Here is a 14,712-nt window from a genome sequence, read left to right on the forward strand (position 1 = left end):
GACTTGGGTGTACCTCATGCCTCCTGAATTGAAAAGGAGTCCTGTCTATGAAAACGTTCCGCGTCATCGCCTGCGCCGCCCTGGTTCTGCTCTGGACCGGCGCGGCCCTGGCTCAGGATCTGCCGGACAAGGTTCAGAAACGCTATGAGGCGCTGAAGTCCTTTCAGGCCGACTTCGACCAGGAACTGACCAACGCCGCCACCCGCGAGGTGGAGAAGCGCACCGGCGTCATGGGCTTCCAGAATCCCGGCCTGGTCCGTTGGGAGACCCTCACCCCGGAGAAGCAACTGCTCGTGGTCGGCAAGGAATCCGTCTGGGACTATATCGAGAGCGAGGGACAGGCCATTCATTATCGTTCGGATCAGGCCTTCACCTCCAAGACCATGATTCGTTTCCTTTCCGGCCAGGCGAACCTCAAGGAAGACTTCAAGGTCGTCATGCAGGGTCAGGATCTGGAACTGAACAAGGTCAAGCTCATTCCCAAGGAGCCCGAGCCGGGCTTGGTTCTGGCCTATCTCTGGGTGGATGACGAAGGTACCGTGAAGCGGGTCTTCATCGTGGACTTCTACGGCAACGGCAACCTCGTGGCCCTGAAGAATTTCCAGCAGGGCTACAAGCATCCGGCCGACGCCTTCAGTTTCACGCCGCCCAAGGGCGTGACCATCCTGGACAACACCAAGCAGTAAGAACAAAACGGCCCGGGTTTCCCGGGCCATTTTGTTTCAGAGCAGTCCAACGGCCCGCCGCAGGGCCGTTTCCTCTTCCTCGCTCAACTTCCGCCATGTTCCCGGCTTGAGGTCGCCGAGGCGCACCGGGCCCTGGGCCACGCGGGTCAGTTGCAGCACGGACAGTCCCAAGTCGCGGCACATGCGCCGGATCTGCCGGTTCACGCCCTGGATCAGGGTCATCTCCAGCAGGGTTTCGCCCCGGGTCTCGGACAATACGCGTGTTTCCACCGGAGCCAGGCGTTCGCCTTCCTCCAGGGTCATGCCTCCGCGCATGATGCCCAGGGCCCGGGTCGGAATCTGACCAGACACCCGCACGTGGTAGGTCTTGTGCACGTGGTGACGGGGATGGGTCAGGCGGTTGCAGAGTTCGCCGTCCGTGGTCAGCAGGAGCAGGCCCTCGGAGAGAAAATCCAGGCGTCCCACCGGAAAGGGCCGTTGCGCGCGGATGTCCGGCGGCAGGAAATCCAGAACCGTGCGGCGACCCTGGGGGTCGCGCACCGTGGTAACTACTTGTACGGGTTTGTGCAGGGCCAGGGTCAGCGGCGTGTCGGCTTGAGGCAGGGCCACGGGACGGCCATGCACGGTCACGACGTCGCGTTCCGGGTCCACGCGGGCCCCGGCCTCGGCCACGGGTGCTCCGTTGACGGTCACGGCTCCGGCCAGGATGAGCTCGTCCGCGCCCCGGCGCGAGGCGACCCCGCACTGGGCCAGAAATTTGTTCAAACGAATGGCGTTCTCGCCTGGGGCCATGCCTTCTCCCGCGCGGAATTCGCCGCGACGGGTGCAGTCTTAGACATGAATGACCTTGCTGGCAAGTTGCAGGCTCGTGACCACGTCGAGCATGTTCGTGGTCTGGCCCGCGCGCCGCTTGTTCAGGAGACCATAGTGCTCCAGGCAGGTGCCGCAGACCAGGATCGTGGTCCCGGCGGCCTCCAGGGCCTGGAGTTTCTCCAGGCAGGCGTGGCCCTCGGCCGCCAGCCGCACCCCGCCGTTGACCAGCACCACGCGCCAGAGCTCATGGCCCAGTTCGGGCAGGGTGGCCAGGAAGTTGAGCATGAGGCGGCCGCCGAGACCGTCGTCGCCCCGCCCGATGGTCTCAGCGGTGATGAACACCGTGACCCGCGTCTCGGCTTTGTCCGGGAGCGGCCTTGTCCATTCCGTGGCGGGCGCGGAGGCTCCAGCCGCGCGTCGTCCCACTATGGCGAAGCCCCCTTCGAAGGGCTCCGCCTGGGCGGCATACCCCTGGCTGGTCAGGAAACGGGAGACGTTTTCCCGCGCGGGCTCGTTGTCCACCAGCACACGCAGGGCCTCCGGAGCGGATTCCTCGATGCGCCGCTTGCTGGTGAGCACGGGCTGGGGGCAGGGCAGACCACGGCAATCAAGTATGATCTCGGGCACGTTGATGCTCCTCTTTTCGCCAATGCAGCACAGGGGCGGGGAGGAGGTCAAATCGCTTTGGTCAATTTGTTTTGTCGGGTTCGATAGGATTTTTTGATCGAAGCATGGGGGTTGCACCGGATCGCGTCTGCCAGTATGGCTCCCCGAGGAGGTTGTATGGCGGGTTCCTTCTCTCTGGCCGATCTCGCGCCGTTGAACGCCGGGCTGTTCAAGCTTTGGGCCCGGTCCATTCACTTCGACCATGCCGGTGAATGGGACATCATCACCAACAGCCATGCGGCCGGGAAGCCGGTGATCCTGGCGCTCTGGCACAATGAGCTGTTCGCCTTGACGGCCTTTGGCTATACTCTGGATGTCCCGGCCGTGACCTTCGTGAGCCAGAGCAAGGACGGCGAGATCATCGCCCGGATCCTGGAGCGCCTGGGACACGTGGCCACGCGCGGGTCCAGTACACGGGGCGGAGCCAAAGCCCTGGTCAAGGCTGCTCGGGTCATGCGCAAGGAGTGCCGCCACGCCGTGCTGACCATCGACGGCCCCAAGGGACCGCGCCATGAGCCCAAGCCCGGAGTCATCCTCCTGGCCCGGTTGGCCGGGGCGCGGATCATGCCCATCCGGGCCTTTCCCGAGCGGAAGCATGTCTTCACCAGCTCCTGGGATCGGTTCGAGCTGCCCTATCCCTTCACCCGTTGCCAGGTGCGGGTCGGAAGGCCTCTGGACATTCCCGAGGGGGAACTGGACGAGGCCGGGATGGAGCGGGAGACCGAACGCCTGCGCCTGGCCATGCTCTCCATCGACCCACGCTAGGACGAGAAAGGCCGCCCGGAGGCGGCCTTTTTTCAGCCTAATTTTTTTCGCGCCGAGCCCTGGGTGTAGAAAGGCAGTTCCGCGCGTACCGCGGGCAATTCCGCCCGGGCCGCCTTGATCACGAAGGCCTCGTTCTTCTCCACGCCGTCGCGCACGTAGGCCAGAGCGATGCAGTGGCCGAGGCTGGGGGCGAAGGAGCCGCTGGTCACGAGGCCGACCTGTTCGCCCGAGGGCAGGCACACGGCGTCGTTGTGCCGGGCCGAGCGGCGGCCGTCGATGCGCAGGGGGACGAGGTGCTCCCTTACGGTCGAAAGGCCCGCTTTGCCGACGTAGTCTCCCGTCTTGGTCAGGAACGCGCCGTACCCTGCCTCCACCGGGGTGTGCGCGGTGTCCAGATCCTGGCCGTAGAGCGGATAGCCCAGCTCCAGTCGCAGAGTATCACGCGCGCCCAGGCCGCCGGGCTTGACCCGGGCGTCGGCCAGCAGGCTTTCCCACAGCGTCGGGGTCTGATCCCAGCCCAGGTAGAATTCGTAGCCCAGTTCGCCGGTATAGCCGGTGCGGCTGACGATGAGGGGCTTGCCGCGCCAGGTGGTCTCCACGAAGGAGAAGTATTTCAGTTCGCGCCAGGAGCCGCCGACCACGGCTTCCAGCACGTCCAGGGACTCCGGCCCCTGGAGGTCGATCTTGCCCGTGGTCGAGGAAATGTTCTCGAAGGACGGGCCAGTGCCTAGGCGGGCTTTGATCCAGGAAAAATCGTTTTCCTCGCAGGCGCCGTTGACCACAAGCATGTACCGATCGGTGCCGAGGCAATAGATGATGAGGTCGTCCAGGATGCCGCCCTGTTCATTGAGCAGGAAGCCGTAGCGGCATTTGCCCGGGGCCAGGGTGTCCATATCCTGGGTCACCACGCGGTTCAGGGCGTCCTTGGCCCCTGGGCCTTCCAGGCGGAATTCGCCCATGTGGCAGATGTCGAACACGCAGGCCTTGGTGCGGGTCTGGGCGTGCTCGGCCATGATGCCTTCGTACTGCACGGGCATATCAAACCCGGCGAAGGGGGCCATCTTGGCCTTGGCGGCATGATGCCAGCTGGTGAGTGGGGTGGTGCGGAGCTGTTCCACGGGGATGAATCCTCCTCTTCGCTTGCGGTTCAGGTCGCGTCGCGCGAACCCTGGCGGGTTTTGCGGATGGAGCGGATGTCGTCGCGCAGACCCACCAGTCGCCCATACAATTTCTTCACTTCGCGGCCGTACTCGGTGAGGACGTCGTCCTTTCGCTCCACATAATTCCTATGGAGATAGGCGTCGTTCAGCACGTCCGTGCCGATGGCCAGGGCCTTTTCCACCAACTCGTCGAAATAGTTGACGAGCTCGAACTTGAGCTGGCCCAGGATGTCGCACATGAGGCGCAGCGCGTCGCGGTAGGAAACGGCCCTGCCCTTGTACTGCCGCGACCGCAGGTCTTCAAGGATTTTGATCTTCCGAGCCTGCTGCACGGCGCTGTACTTGGCCCACACTTCCTGATGCAGCTGTTCGAGGTTGCTGAATATTTCAAAGTTCGCCGGCGCCATGAGATAGATGTCCAGGATCTTGGTGAGCCGGGCGAAGAAGTCGTCGGAGTACTCGATGAGCCGGTGCTGGTGCTTGGAGAGCCAGCTGTGGAGCACCTTGAGCCGCTGCTCGTGGGTGCCGGTCTCGGTGATCACTTCCTGGCGTTTGTAGGTATGGCGGCCGTGGTATTCGCCCCGCACGATGTCGTTGAGCGTGAGCAGCATGCTGCCCGCGTCCTTGAGCACGTTGAGATGGTCAAGGACTCGTCCGCTACGGGGATGGATGATCTCCTGACGATGCACCGACAGGGCCCGGTCCTCGCGCACGTTCTTCGGGTCGTACTTGTGCTGTTTGTAAGTCACACGCAGGATGATCGCCCGGCGCTTTTCATCGACCAGGAACCCCAGGTCGCGCAAAAGTTCCAGGGCATCCTTCTGCTCCGGGGGCACTTCCACCAGGGCGATTTTTTCCACCTTTGGCCAGCGTTGGTTGCGGCGCGGCGAAAAGAGGGTGGTGATGGTCCGGTCGGACTGGCCCAGCACGCGGACCAGATAGGCTTCGCCCATACGGGACAGGCGGCGGGAGAAGAGGGCCGCCGACGTGCGCCGCTCCGAAGCCATGGGGAAGCCGTAGGTCTCCATGAGGAACTGGTAGACGAAGAGGCGGTTGCATTCGTAGCGCAGATTGTCGGAGTGGCTGAACTTGCCGATCTTCATGCCGAAGCGTTTGAGTTCGGTGTCCAGGTCCGAGGGGAAAGAGGCCCAGATGCCGCACAGGGAGAAGCATCCTTCGGCGTTCCGCGCCAGAACATGGGCCCGCTCCAGTTGCAGGAGAAACGGCATGAGTTCGGAATAAAGCGGCAAGGCGCAGATGTCCGACTCGCCGAACTGCTTGAGGAGTTTTTCATGCAGGCGTTTGGATAGCCTGCTTTGGAAGGTCTGGAGATTGGCCTTGAGCAGGGCCGGTTCCAGAATGCAAGGAGCCCGTAGAAGGTCTTCCGTGCGCCAATCGGCGAGGCCGTGCAGCACGTCATACTGGAAGACCTCGCGGAAGGATTGCAGGGGGCGGTCGAAGGCGACCATGCTGAAGCCCGGCAATTCCTTGTATTCATGAAGATCGACTTCGAAGGAGGGCAGCAGCTCGCGCGGCTCCACCAGCGGATAGGCGGCGGTTTCGAAGAACGGGCGCAGCAGGCAGTGCTTGATGTGCGTCCAGTCCAGGAAGGTCTTCAATTCCTCCAGGCCGGGGCGTGACGAGACGGCGAGGGTGTCGTCCCAGTCGCAGTCGGTGCGTTCGCTGAAGGCTTCCTGCCACATCTGGAGTGTACCTGGGTTCTGTTCTCGCCAATGGGAAATGATCGCTCACTTTTTTGTAGCCTGGGCGAGGCGGAATGACAATGCCGGGCCCGGCCTTTCCTCCGGCCCTTTGCGTTCTCGACTGGGATGCGTTGATTTTTCCCAATGATCTTCAAGTATTGACAGATGCGATCGTTCCTCATACAGTGCCGACACGGCAACGGTCAGGAACGCCGTCATTTTCCTACCGCGAGGTGTGGTCCCATGCGCAAGACGGATCAGTGTCCACGGGCCAAGATCAACGCCACACACTGCAATTGCACCTATACCTGCGATCGGCATGGGTTGTGCTGTGAATGCCTGCACTACCACCGGCAGCGCGGTGAGCTGCCTGCCTGTTATTTCACCGCGGAAGAGGAAAAGACCTACAACCGGAGCGTGGAGTTTTTTCTGCAGCGCCGTTCCGGTCGCTGATCCGGTCGTCCCCTGTCGTCATTCAGCGGAAGGATTTCATGTTCTTCAGGCGATTGTGGAATTTTCTCGGTGGGAGAAACTTGGCCATGGACCTGGGAACGGCCAACTCCCTCCTGTATTGCCCCGGCGAGGGCATCGTGCTCAACGAACCGTCGGTGGTGGCTCTGGACAGGATCACCGGCGAAGTGATCGCCGTGGGCGCGGAGGCCAAGCGCTACCTGGGACGGACACCTGAGCGCGTACAAGTCATCCGGCCCATGCGCGACGGAGTGATCGCGGATTTCGACACCACCAGCCAGATGATCTCCTCGTTCATCGCCAAGGCCTCGCGCGGACTGAAACTGCTGCGGCCCAAACTGATCATCTGCGTTCCCCTGGGGATCACGCCGGTGGAGAAGCGGGCCGTGATCGAGGCTGGTCAGCGCGGCGGAGCCCGCGACGTGCGGCTCATCGAGGAGCCCCTGGCCGTGGCCATCGGCGCGGGTCTGCCTTTTGATCAGCCCTTGGGCAACATGGTCCTGGACATCGGTGGGGGCACGGCCGAGGTGGCCGTGGTCAGCCTTTCGGCCATCGCCCACGCCGAATCCATCCGCGTGGCCGGGGACGAGATGAACGAGGCCATTCAGCGGTATTTCCAGAATGAATTTCAGATGCAGATCGGCGAGAACATGGCCGAGCAGGTGAAGATCACCCTCGGTTCCGCCGTGGAGTTGCCAGAACCTCTCAGCATGGAGGTTCTGGGCAAAAATCTCGTGGAGGGCGCGCCGCGTTCCGTGCTCGCCTCGGACTCCCACGTGCGCGAGGCCATCCGCGAACCGCTCAACGCGATCATGCAGGCCGTGCGCAACGCCCTGGAAAAGACCCCGCCGGAACTGGCCGCCGACATCGCCGACAGCGGACTTTTGCTAGCCGGAGGCGGTTCGCTCTTGCGTGGCCTGGACGTGCTCATCAAGCGCGAAACCGGCCTCAACGCGGTTCTGGACGCGGACCCGCTGACCACCGTGGCCCGAGGAACGGGGCGTGTCCTGGAGAAGGGCAAGGCCTACGAAGGGGCCTTGCTGGAATGAGCGCTTCGTTTGACGCCGCTGCGATCCTTGAGCGCGCGGCTGGGGCTGTACGCGAGGCCGGCGCGATCGTCATCGCCAACTTCGGCCGGCCAGGAGAGGTGCGCCACAAGGGCCGCATCGATCTGGTCACCTCGACCGATCTGGCAGTGGAGGCCCTGCTCAAGGAACGTTTGGCGGCCATCCTGCCCGGGTCGGATTTTCTGGCCGAAGAGTCCTCATCTATGGCCCGCCTGGGCGATCTCACCTGGATCATCGACCCTCTGGACGGCACCACCAATTTTGCTCACGGGCTGCCTTTCGTTGCCACTTCCGTTGCCCTTTGGCGCGGTGATCACCTCGCCCTGGGTCTGATCAACCTACCCGTGTTGGGTGAGCTGTTCACCACGGCGAAGGGCCTGGGCGCGTGGCGCAACGGCGAGCGTATTCATGTCTCGGGCGTGGGCAGCCTGGAGGATTCCCTGGTGGCCACCGGTTTCCCCTACGACAACGCTCGGTATCTGGATGCGATAACCCTGCACCTGCGGCGCATGCTGACCAGGACCCAAGGCGTCCGGCGTCCCGGGGCCGCAGCCCTGGATTTGGCCTATGTCGCCTGCGGACGCTACGACGGTTTCTATGAGAGCGCCTTGAACGCCTGGGACACGGCGGCCGGTGTGCTTTTGGTGGAAGAAGCGGGTGGGCGGGTCAGCGGCTATGACGCGAGCGCGCCGTACCGGCTGGGCGGGGAGAATATTTTGGCCAGCAATGGGTTGCTGCACGAGGAATTGAGCCGCCTGTTGATGGAGCCTCCCGCGTCTTGATTTCCCCGTTCAAGGCTGTTCCCAGGACGAGAAGGGGATGTTGCGCTCCCAGAGCAGAACCAGACCTGGAGCCAGCAGCTCCCGGAATTCCCGAACCAGGCAGGAGACTTCCTCGCGGGCGTGGAAAAAGCCGCTGACCACCCGGTTCGGGTTCGGCTCCAATTGCGTGGCGCGGGGCACGGCGAAGATGGTGATGAATTCGTGTCCCGTTTCCGGGCTGGCGGGAATGTCACGGACGTGGCGGATGCGTTCCGGCCGGAGCCGGAGATCCGTCCAAAGCCGCCGCATGGCCGCCCCCTGAGCGGATTCCCCGGCATGGACGTGTCCGCTGGTGGACACATCCCAGCGCCCCGGGTAGAGTGTACGTCGAAGCCCGCGTTTTTGCAGGAAGAGGCGGTTGTCCTGGTCGTAGACCAGCACGGCCACCGCGCGATGATTAAGGAACTGGCGGTGCACCTCGGGCAGGGGCAGCACGAGCAGCGGGCGGTTGCGGTCGTCCACGGCCTCCACCAACGGTGGCTCGGAAGAGGGGCGATGGTTCAGGATGGGCATGGAGCGCAGTGTATGACGGAGTTGGGGCGATTTCCAGCCCACGCTGGAGGGACTCCCGAGACTGGGGCCGAGGTTTTGGGACCGGCGGACATCCGCGCGGTCATGGAGTTGGAGGCTTTGTGTTTCGCCTACCATTGGACCGAGGAGCAATTCCGCCTGGGGCTTGAGCGCGGCGCGTTTCATATTTTGGGTGTGCGTCGCAGTGGAAGAATAGTCGGCTATATCGCCTACTCGGTGATCCAGGACGAGATGGAAGTCATGAATTTGGCCGTGCATCCGGAGTTCCGCCGACAGGGACTGGGGGCGACCCTTCTGGACGCGGCCTTGGGGCACAGCCGCCGGGCGGGGGCCCGGCAAGGTTTTCTGGACGTCAAGGAGTCCAACCTTCCGGCCATTGACCTCTACCGCAAATTCGGATTTAAACAGATCGGGGTGCGCAAGCGGTACTATCCCGACACCCTTGAAGACGCCTTGCTGTTTCGTTGTGACATCCCCTGAACCGACCGGCCAAGGAGAACAGCCATGCGTTATATCGACCAGACCGACCTGAAGGACAGAAAAGCGTTGGTCCGGGTGGACTTCAACGTGCCCATCGAAAACGGTGTCATCACCGACGACAACCGCATCCGGCAGAGCCTGCCGACGTTGCGCTACGTCCTGGACCAGGGCGGGGCCCTGATCCTCTGCGCCCACCTGGGCAAGCCCAAGGGCGTGGACCCCAAGCTCAGTTTGGCTCCTGTGGCCGCGCACTTGGCCAAGCTCCTCGGCCGCGAGGTGCGGCTGGCCCCGGACTGCGTGGGGCCCGAGGTCGAGAAAATGGCCCGTGAGCTGGCTCCCGGCCAGGTGCTCATGTTGGAGAACCTGCGTTTCCATGCCGAGGAGACCGGGAAGACTCCCGAGGCCCGGGGGGATTTCGGCAAGCGTCTGGCGGGACTGGCCGACGTCTACGTGGGCGAGGGGTTCGGCGTGGTGCATCGGCCCAACGCCTCGGTCGTGGACGCGCCCCGGGCTGCGGCCTTGTGTTGTGCCGGGTTCCTGATGAAAAAGGAATGGCAGTTCCTGGGCGAACGTCTGGCGGCCCCGGAACGGCCGTTCGTTGCCATCTCCGGCGGAGCCAAGGTATCCACCAAACTGGGCATTCTGAAAAATCTTTTGGGCAAGGTGGACGATCTGATCATCGGCGGAGCCATGGCCAATACCTTCTTCCTGGCCCAGGGCCACGGCATCGGCGCGTCCCTGGCCGAGTTGGATCTCGTTGAGGAGGCCAAGGCCGTCCTGGCCGAGGCCGCAGGCAAGGGCACCCGGCTGCACCTGCCGCTGGACGTGGTCCTGGGCGCTTCGCCCAAGGACGCCGCCGCCACGGGCACGGCCGAAGTGGCGGCCATCCCGGAGGGCGCCATGGCCCTGGATATCGGGCCGCGCAGCGTGGAAGCCTTCTCCAAGGTCATCGCCTCGGCCCGCACCGTGGTCTGGAACGGCCCCATGGGCCTGTTCGAGAACCCGGCCTTCGCCGCCGGTTCCCTGGGCATCTGCCGGGCCATGGCCGCCAATGCCGGAGCCGTGACCATCGTGGGGGGCGGCGACACCGACGCCATGGTTCATGCCGCCGGGGCAGCCGAGAAATTCAGCTTCATCTCCACCGGCGGCGGTTCCTTCATGGAGTTCCTGGAAGGCAAGGAACTGCCCGGTCTGTCCGCCCTCAAGGAGTGCTCCTGATGAACAAGCTCATGGCCGCCAACTGGAAGATGTACAAGACCTACGAGGAAGCCAAGGACACGGCCAAGGCTCTGGTCAAGCTCCTGGAGGGCAGGCTGCCCGCCGGGCGCGAGGTTCTCGTGTTTCCTCCCTTCACGGCCTTGCGCGCCGTGTCCAAGAAATTCAAGGACGAGAGGGGGTTCTGGACCGGCGGTCAGGACTTTTGGCCCGAGAAGGAGGGGGCGTTCACCGGCGAGATCGCGCCGGGCATGCTCCAGGACGCAGGCGCGTCCTTCGCGCTCACCGGACATTCGGAGCGTCGTCATGTCCTCGGCGAGTCCGATGATCTGGTGGGCCGCAAGACGGCCTTCGCCCTGGCCTCGGGGCTGAACGTGGTGCTTTGCGTGGGCGAGAAGATCGAGGAGCGCCGGTCTGGCGATGTTGAAGCTGTATTGGAACGCCAGTTGCGGAGCGGCTTGACGGGAGTGCCCCGGGAGATCGATCCGACAAGACTGGCCGTGGCCTATGAACCGGTTTGGGCCATTGGAACCGGCGAGGTGGCAGGCCCCAAGGAAATCTTGGATGCCCACGCCTGTGTGCGTCGGATTTTGCTTGACACTTTTAAAAATATCGGCAATAATATTAAGATATTGTACGGCGGAAGCGTGAAGCCGGAAAACTGCGCCGAGATCATCGCGCTTGACAATGTGGACGGTGTGCTGGTAGGAGGCGCGAGCTTGGCGGCTGAAAGTTTTGCCCGCATCGTGCTGGCCGGAGCGTGAAGCCGACAAGCGTGAGAAAAGTGAGGATTTGACTTGGAGACTCTGGTTGTCGTCATTCACGTGTTGGCCTGCGTGTTCCTGATCGTGGCCGTGCTGTTGCAGTCGGGTCAGGAAGGCATGGGCGTCATCTTCGGCGGCGGCAGCGGTTCCGTGTTCGGGAGCACCGGCGCGGGCGGCCTGCTGGTCAAGGTGACCTCGGTGCTGGCCGCCGTGTTTTTGCTGACCTCCCTGGGCTACAACCTGCTCATCAACAAGCGGGTGTCGCATGTGGAGTCCATCATGCTGGATTCTTCCGGCGCGGTGACCGCTCCGGCTCCGGCCCAGGAGAAGAAGCCCGAGGGTGTGACCTTCGAGGATCCCAAGGCCGCGCAGCAGCCGGAGGCTCCGAAGCAATAAGCCTTTGTTGAAAATCCCCCGATGCCGAGGTGGTGGAACTGGTAGACACGCTATCTTGAGGGGGTAGTGGGAGAAATCCCGTGGGGGTTCGAGTCCCCCCCTCGGCACCACAGAGATCAAAGGGTCCTGGCGACAACCAGGGCCCTTTTTCTTTGCCTCGTGCAGACGCGCATGGCCGTTGGAGTGGAACGGAAAAACTCCTGAACGTCGTTGAGTCAGAGCCTTTAGTACAGGAAGGCGGCCACGACGCTTTTGGAGTCGTGAGGACTCAAATGGCTTGCTGGCGGCAGCCGTGTCGTCGGTCGTCGGGAGTCGTTCAGCTCCGGACCGCATGAGGATGACGCTGCGTCGCCGCAGGCTCGGGGTGCTTGGCGACCGGTTGCTTGGCCGGGCGCGGAAAGGGACGCTGATGCAGCGGCGTGGCCAGGATGCTCCTTCCCGCCTGTCAGTGAGGAGGGCCTGCCGCGTGACGTCGGATAATGAAAAAGGGCGTCCTCGCGGACGCCCGTGGTTCATGTCGGTGCAGATCGAAGGCGTTAGAAGGGGTAGACCATGGTTCCGCCGGACTTGGGCCGTTCCTCGACCTTGCCCATCTTGGCCTCGATTTCGGCCAGGCGGTTCTTGGCGGCTTCGCGCTGCTGCTCGGTTTCCGCGTTGCGGATGACCGTGACGAGCAGATTCTTGGCCGTGTCGTACTGGCCCATGTTGTCGTAGATGAGCGCGGCACGGAACATGGCCGTCAGGGCCCAGATGTTCTCCTGCGGATACTGCCATGCCAGGCGGAGGTAGTAGTCCAGGGCCTTGTCGATGTTGCCCATGGCGTGCGCGCCCTCGCCGAGATAGTAGAGCACCTCGGCCTGCATGGCGGGCGGCATGTTCTCATGGCGCTCCCAGAGTTTCTCCAACTGGCCCTGGGCCACATCGAGCTGTCCCTTCTGCTGGAGGATGAAGGCCACCCGGATCAGGCTCGTGTCCGAGAGCTTCACGCCGGTTTTGAGCAAGCGGCTGTATGAGTCCAGGGCCTCGTCGAAGTTGCTCAGTCCGAAGGCCAGGTCACCCTTGAGTTCGAGTTGCCGCGCGCGGAGTTCCTTGGGCAGGCGGATGGTCTCCACGTTGTTCAGGTAGAATCCGGCTAGCTGGTACTGCTGGTCCTTGAGGGCCTCCTCGGCGAGGCGGAGCGTGGCCTGGGCCCCGGTGGAGGTCTCGGGGAAGAGGAAGGCGATGCGCTTGGCCAAATCGGCCGAGGGCTCGTTTTCCAGGCGGGAGGTCCAGGAGGACAGAACCAGGAGCCGGTCCAGGGGCCAGGTGCGGCTTGCGGCGTTGGTCAGCTGGCGGCCTTCCAGGCGAATCCAGAACGGGGCCAGGTGGGAGGGGAGGCTGGTTCCGCCTCCGGCCGAGGCCAGCGCGGGGAGCAGGAAGTACTGCCGCGCGGCCGCGTTGGGATCTTCAGTGAGCAGGTTCTCCAGGGGCTCGTCGAAGAGAAGCATGCCGCAGACCTTCAGACTCAAGGGCAGATCACGCTTTTCCAAACCGGTCCACAGGGCCTGCGCCTGTTCGGTTTTGCCCGAGGCGACGGCCAGGGCGAAACGATACTGGCCGAAGACGGGCAGGGCCTCCAGTTCCTTTCCTGGTTCACGGTCCACATAGCGTTTGGCCGCGTCTTTCAGGGAACGGTTCTTCTTGCGGATATCCTGCCATTCGGAGTTGCTTTCCTCAGACAGGAGCCAGTCCGTGCGCCCCGAGGAAGAGGTGGACATGGTGTTGCTGCCCCAGAAGATCGAGGCCTTGGGATAGGAGGAGTGGAGGGAGGCCAGCTCACTGGGGTCTTCCTCGGAAGCGATGAAGGCGGTGACGGCCGCCCAGAATTCACGCGGCGCCTGGGCGGTGATGGCTTCAGCGTCGGTCTTGGCATCGTCCTTGTATTCCAGGCAGGCGGCGGCCAGGGCCTTGGCTACCTGAAGCCGGTCGCTCTCGCCGATCTCCACCACGTCGCCCGCCATGGGCTTGTCGCCTACGGCCGACTCGTGCTCCAGGGCCTTGGCGGCGGCGTCCCAAAAGGGATTGTTTTTCCAGACCCGCTGAGCTTGTTCGAGGGTGGTGCGCAGGACTGCTTCCTGGCCTTCGCGGGTGGCGCCGAAGTTCGCCGAGTAGATCCAGAAGAATCGACGCCAGACGTCGGTCCAGAGTGTATCCAGGTCCGGTTCGTTCTGGAAGCGGGCATTGCGTTCCTTGGCGTCGAGCAACTGGCCCGCCTGGCTGAACCAGAACACGGCCTTGGAGGGATCGCCCGCGGCGCGGGCGGCCTGGCCGCCCAGCCAGAGGCGCTTTACTTCCTTGGACTGGTCGTCGAAGGAGGGGGAGGATTCGAGAATCTCCAGCGCCTGCTGGGGAGCGCCGGTCTGCAGGGCCATGACGGCCCGCTTGAGGATCAGGTCCGGGTCGTCAGAGCTGCTGTATTCCTTGCTCAGGCGATCCCAGGCCCCGTATTTTTCAAGAAACTTGTCGTAGCCGCTTTCGCTGGACTTCGGTGGGGAAGGAGGGTCGGCTTTGGCCGTCTTGGCTGTTTTTCCCGGAGCCTGCTTCTCATTTGCCGCGGGGGATTCGGGCTGCTTTTCGGCGTCGTCGCCGGCCGGGGCCTTGTCGGGCTCCGTCGTGGCGGTCTGCTGGTCCTTCTTCGTTTCGGTCTTGGGCTTTTTGGCAGAGGACTTCTTCGTCTTGGCTTCGTCCTTGCCGGAACTTTTGGCCGATGACGGCTTGGTGGCGGACTTGGCGCCGGACTTTTTCATTTCGGTCTTTTTCGACGGGGCGGTCGAATCGGCGTCTGTGGCGTTTTGGTGCGGCTCCGCCAGGAGCGGCTGAAGCGTCAAAGCGAAAACGGCCAGGAAAACGAGCAGAAGCACACGGAACGGTTTCTTCATCATAATGGTTGTCTGGAGGGTACGGTTGAAGGTCGCGGGTTGGGTTCCGGGAAAGACCGGGGGCTGATGTTGCTTCGCCAAGACTGTTCTCCGGGAAAACTCCCATGGATGACGCGGAAGCAGGGCTTCCTTACCAGGAGGCCAGACGGGTTGCAAGCAAGGCGGAGGGGGCCCCCCGTGTTTCCACCCGCTTATTTTTGAAAGTTTACATAATTTACATTCCGGGACAATTTGTCGTGCGAGAAAAAGGGGATTA

General features: G+C 63.3%; 15 protein-coding genes and 1 tRNA gene. 10 read left to right on the forward strand and 6 right to left on the reverse strand.

The features are described from left to right. The first annotated feature begins 47 nt into the window (after positions 1-47). Positions 48-686: an outer membrane lipoprotein periplasmic chaperone LolA gene (lolA, locus tag H587_RS0102965; protein ID WP_027174995.1), complete on the forward strand. Its 639-nt coding sequence runs from the start codon at positions 48-50 to the stop codon at positions 684-686. Between the two features lie 36 nt (positions 687-722). Here lolA and H587_RS0102970 read toward each other — a convergent pair whose 3' ends face one another. After that, entirely contained in the window at positions 723-1,478 is a 756-nt protein-coding gene (locus H587_RS0102970) for a pseudouridine synthase (protein ID WP_027174996.1), read from the reverse strand. Positions 1,479-1,517: 39 nt separating this feature from the next. Beyond that, positions 1,518-2,126, reverse strand: a complete 609-nt coding sequence (yedF, locus tag H587_RS0102975; RefSeq protein WP_027174997.1) for a sulfurtransferase-like selenium metabolism protein YedF — start codon at positions 2,124-2,126, stop codon at positions 1,518-1,520. A gap of 156 nt (positions 2,127-2,282) precedes the next feature. Here yedF and H587_RS0102980 point away from each other — a divergent pair, with 156 nt between their 5' ends. Next, positions 2,283-2,930 carry a lysophospholipid acyltransferase family protein gene (locus tag H587_RS0102980; protein ID WP_027174998.1) on the forward strand — a complete coding sequence of 216 codons (648 nt, stop codon included), beginning with the start codon at positions 2,283-2,285 and terminating at the stop codon, positions 2,928-2,930. 32 nt (positions 2,931-2,962) lie between these two features. Here the strand turns inward: H587_RS0102980 and gcvT are convergent, their stop codons facing one another. Continuing rightward, positions 2,963-4,048, reverse strand: a complete 1,086-nt coding sequence (gene gcvT, locus H587_RS0102985) for a glycine cleavage system aminomethyltransferase GcvT (RefSeq protein ID WP_027174999.1) — start codon at positions 4,046-4,048, stop codon at positions 2,963-2,965. Positions 4,049-4,077: 29 nt separating this feature from the next. After that, positions 4,078-5,793, reverse strand: a complete 1,716-nt coding sequence (locus H587_RS17035) for a hypothetical protein (RefSeq protein WP_034608476.1) — start codon at positions 5,791-5,793, stop codon at positions 4,078-4,080. Positions 5,794-6,036: 243 nt separating this feature from the next. Here H587_RS17035 and H587_RS17040 point away from each other — a divergent pair, with 243 nt between their 5' ends. Genes H587_RS17040 through H587_RS0103005 form a run of 3 tightly spaced genes read left to right on the forward strand, consistent with a single transcriptional unit; the run spans position 6,037 to position 8,113 of the window. Further along, entirely contained in the window at positions 6,037-6,246 is a 210-nt protein-coding gene (locus tag H587_RS17040; protein ID WP_034608478.1) for a DUF6485 family protein, read from the forward strand. Positions 6,247-6,284: 38 nt separating this feature from the next. Then, complete coding sequence (mreB, locus tag H587_RS0103000) at positions 6,285-7,313, forward strand: rod shape-determining protein (RefSeq protein WP_027175000.1); 1,029 nt, start codon at positions 6,285-6,287, stop codon at positions 7,311-7,313. Then, positions 7,310-8,113: an inositol monophosphatase family protein gene (locus H587_RS0103005; protein ID WP_034608479.1), complete on the forward strand. Its 804-nt coding sequence runs from the start codon at positions 7,310-7,312 to the stop codon at positions 8,111-8,113. The genes mreB and H587_RS0103005 overlap by 4 nt, the downstream gene beginning before the upstream one ends. A 9-nt stretch (positions 8,114-8,122) precedes the next feature. Here the strand turns inward: H587_RS0103005 and H587_RS0103010 are convergent, their stop codons facing one another. Further along, positions 8,123-8,665 (reverse strand): NUDIX hydrolase, encoded by a 543-nt coding sequence (locus H587_RS0103010; protein ID WP_051202396.1) that lies wholly within the window; start codon positions 8,663-8,665, stop codon positions 8,123-8,125. Between the two features lie 12 nt (positions 8,666-8,677). Between H587_RS0103010 and rimI the strand changes: the two genes are divergently transcribed. The 5 genes from rimI (at position 8,678) to H587_RS0103035 (ending at position 11,648) form a co-directional block, all read left to right on the forward strand. Continuing rightward, positions 8,678-9,163 (forward strand): ribosomal protein S18-alanine N-acetyltransferase, encoded by a 486-nt coding sequence (gene rimI / locus H587_RS0103015; protein ID WP_084630361.1) that lies wholly within the window; start codon positions 8,678-8,680, stop codon positions 9,161-9,163. A 24-nt stretch (positions 9,164-9,187) separates the two neighbouring features. Then, complete coding sequence (locus H587_RS0103020) at positions 9,188-10,381, forward strand: phosphoglycerate kinase (RefSeq protein ID WP_027175004.1); 1,194 nt, start codon at positions 9,188-9,190, stop codon at positions 10,379-10,381. After that, positions 10,381-11,142, forward strand: coding sequence for a triose-phosphate isomerase (gene tpiA, locus H587_RS0103025; protein WP_027175005.1), 762 nt, complete (start codon positions 10,381-10,383; stop codon positions 11,140-11,142). The genes H587_RS0103020 and tpiA overlap by 1 nt, the downstream gene beginning before the upstream one ends. Before the next feature lie 33 nt (positions 11,143-11,175). Then, positions 11,176-11,538, forward strand: a complete 363-nt coding sequence (secG, locus tag H587_RS0103030; RefSeq protein WP_027175006.1) for a preprotein translocase subunit SecG — start codon at positions 11,176-11,178, stop codon at positions 11,536-11,538. 23 nt (positions 11,539-11,561) lie between these two features. Beyond that, positions 11,562-11,648, forward strand: a tRNA-Leu gene (locus tag H587_RS0103035). A gap of 426 nt (positions 11,649-12,074) precedes the next feature. On the opposite strand, the gene H587_RS17045 is transcribed toward H587_RS0103035, so the two are convergent. Further along, a complete protein-coding gene (locus tag H587_RS17045; protein WP_156904432.1) occupies positions 12,075-14,324 on the reverse strand; it encodes a tetratricopeptide repeat protein in 2,250 nt (749 codons plus the stop codon). Positions 14,325-14,712: the final 388 nt, after the last annotated feature.

Origin of the sequence: Desulfovibrio aminophilus DSM 12254, assembly GCF_000422565.1 — a bacterium.
Taxonomy (GTDB): Bacteria; Desulfobacterota; Desulfovibrionia; order Desulfovibrionales; family Desulfovibrionaceae; genus Aminidesulfovibrio; species Aminidesulfovibrio aminophilus.

Excerpts from the sequence above, each read along its gene's own strand:
- H587_RS17045 (WP_156904432.1), bottom strand. The coding sequence starts at position 14,324 with ATGAAAAAGTCCGGCGCCAAGTCCGCCACCAAGCCGTCATCGGCCAAA.
- mreB (WP_027175000.1), top strand. The coding sequence starts at position 6,285 with ATGTTCTTCAGGCGATTGTGGAATTTTCTCGGTGGGAGAAACTTGGCC.
- lolA (WP_027174995.1), top strand. The coding sequence starts at position 48 with ATGAAAACGTTCCGCGTCATCGCCTGCGCCGCCCTGGTTCTGCTCTGG.
- H587_RS0103010 (WP_051202396.1), bottom strand. The coding sequence starts at position 8,665 with ATGCCCATCCTGAACCATCGCCCCTCTTCCGAGCCACCGTTGGTGGAG.
- H587_RS0102970 (WP_027174996.1), bottom strand. The coding sequence starts at position 1,478 with ATGGCCCCAGGCGAGAACGCCATTCGTTTGAACAAATTTCTGGCCCAG.
- H587_RS0103020 (WP_027175004.1), top strand. The coding sequence starts at position 9,188 with ATGCGTTATATCGACCAGACCGACCTGAAGGACAGAAAAGCGTTGGTC.
- H587_RS0103005 (WP_034608479.1), top strand. The coding sequence starts at position 7,310 with ATGAGCGCTTCGTTTGACGCCGCTGCGATCCTTGAGCGCGCGGCTGGG.
- H587_RS17040 (WP_034608478.1), top strand. The coding sequence starts at position 6,037 with ATGCGCAAGACGGATCAGTGTCCACGGGCCAAGATCAACGCCACACAC.
- tpiA (WP_027175005.1), top strand. The coding sequence starts at position 10,381 with ATGAACAAGCTCATGGCCGCCAACTGGAAGATGTACAAGACCTACGAG.
- rimI (WP_084630361.1), top strand. The coding sequence starts at position 8,678 with ATGACGGAGTTGGGGCGATTTCCAGCCCACGCTGGAGGGACTCCCGAG.
- H587_RS0102980 (WP_027174998.1), top strand. The coding sequence starts at position 2,283 with ATGGCGGGTTCCTTCTCTCTGGCCGATCTCGCGCCGTTGAACGCCGGG.
- H587_RS17035 (WP_034608476.1), bottom strand. The coding sequence starts at position 5,793 with ATGTGGCAGGAAGCCTTCAGCGAACGCACCGACTGCGACTGGGACGAC.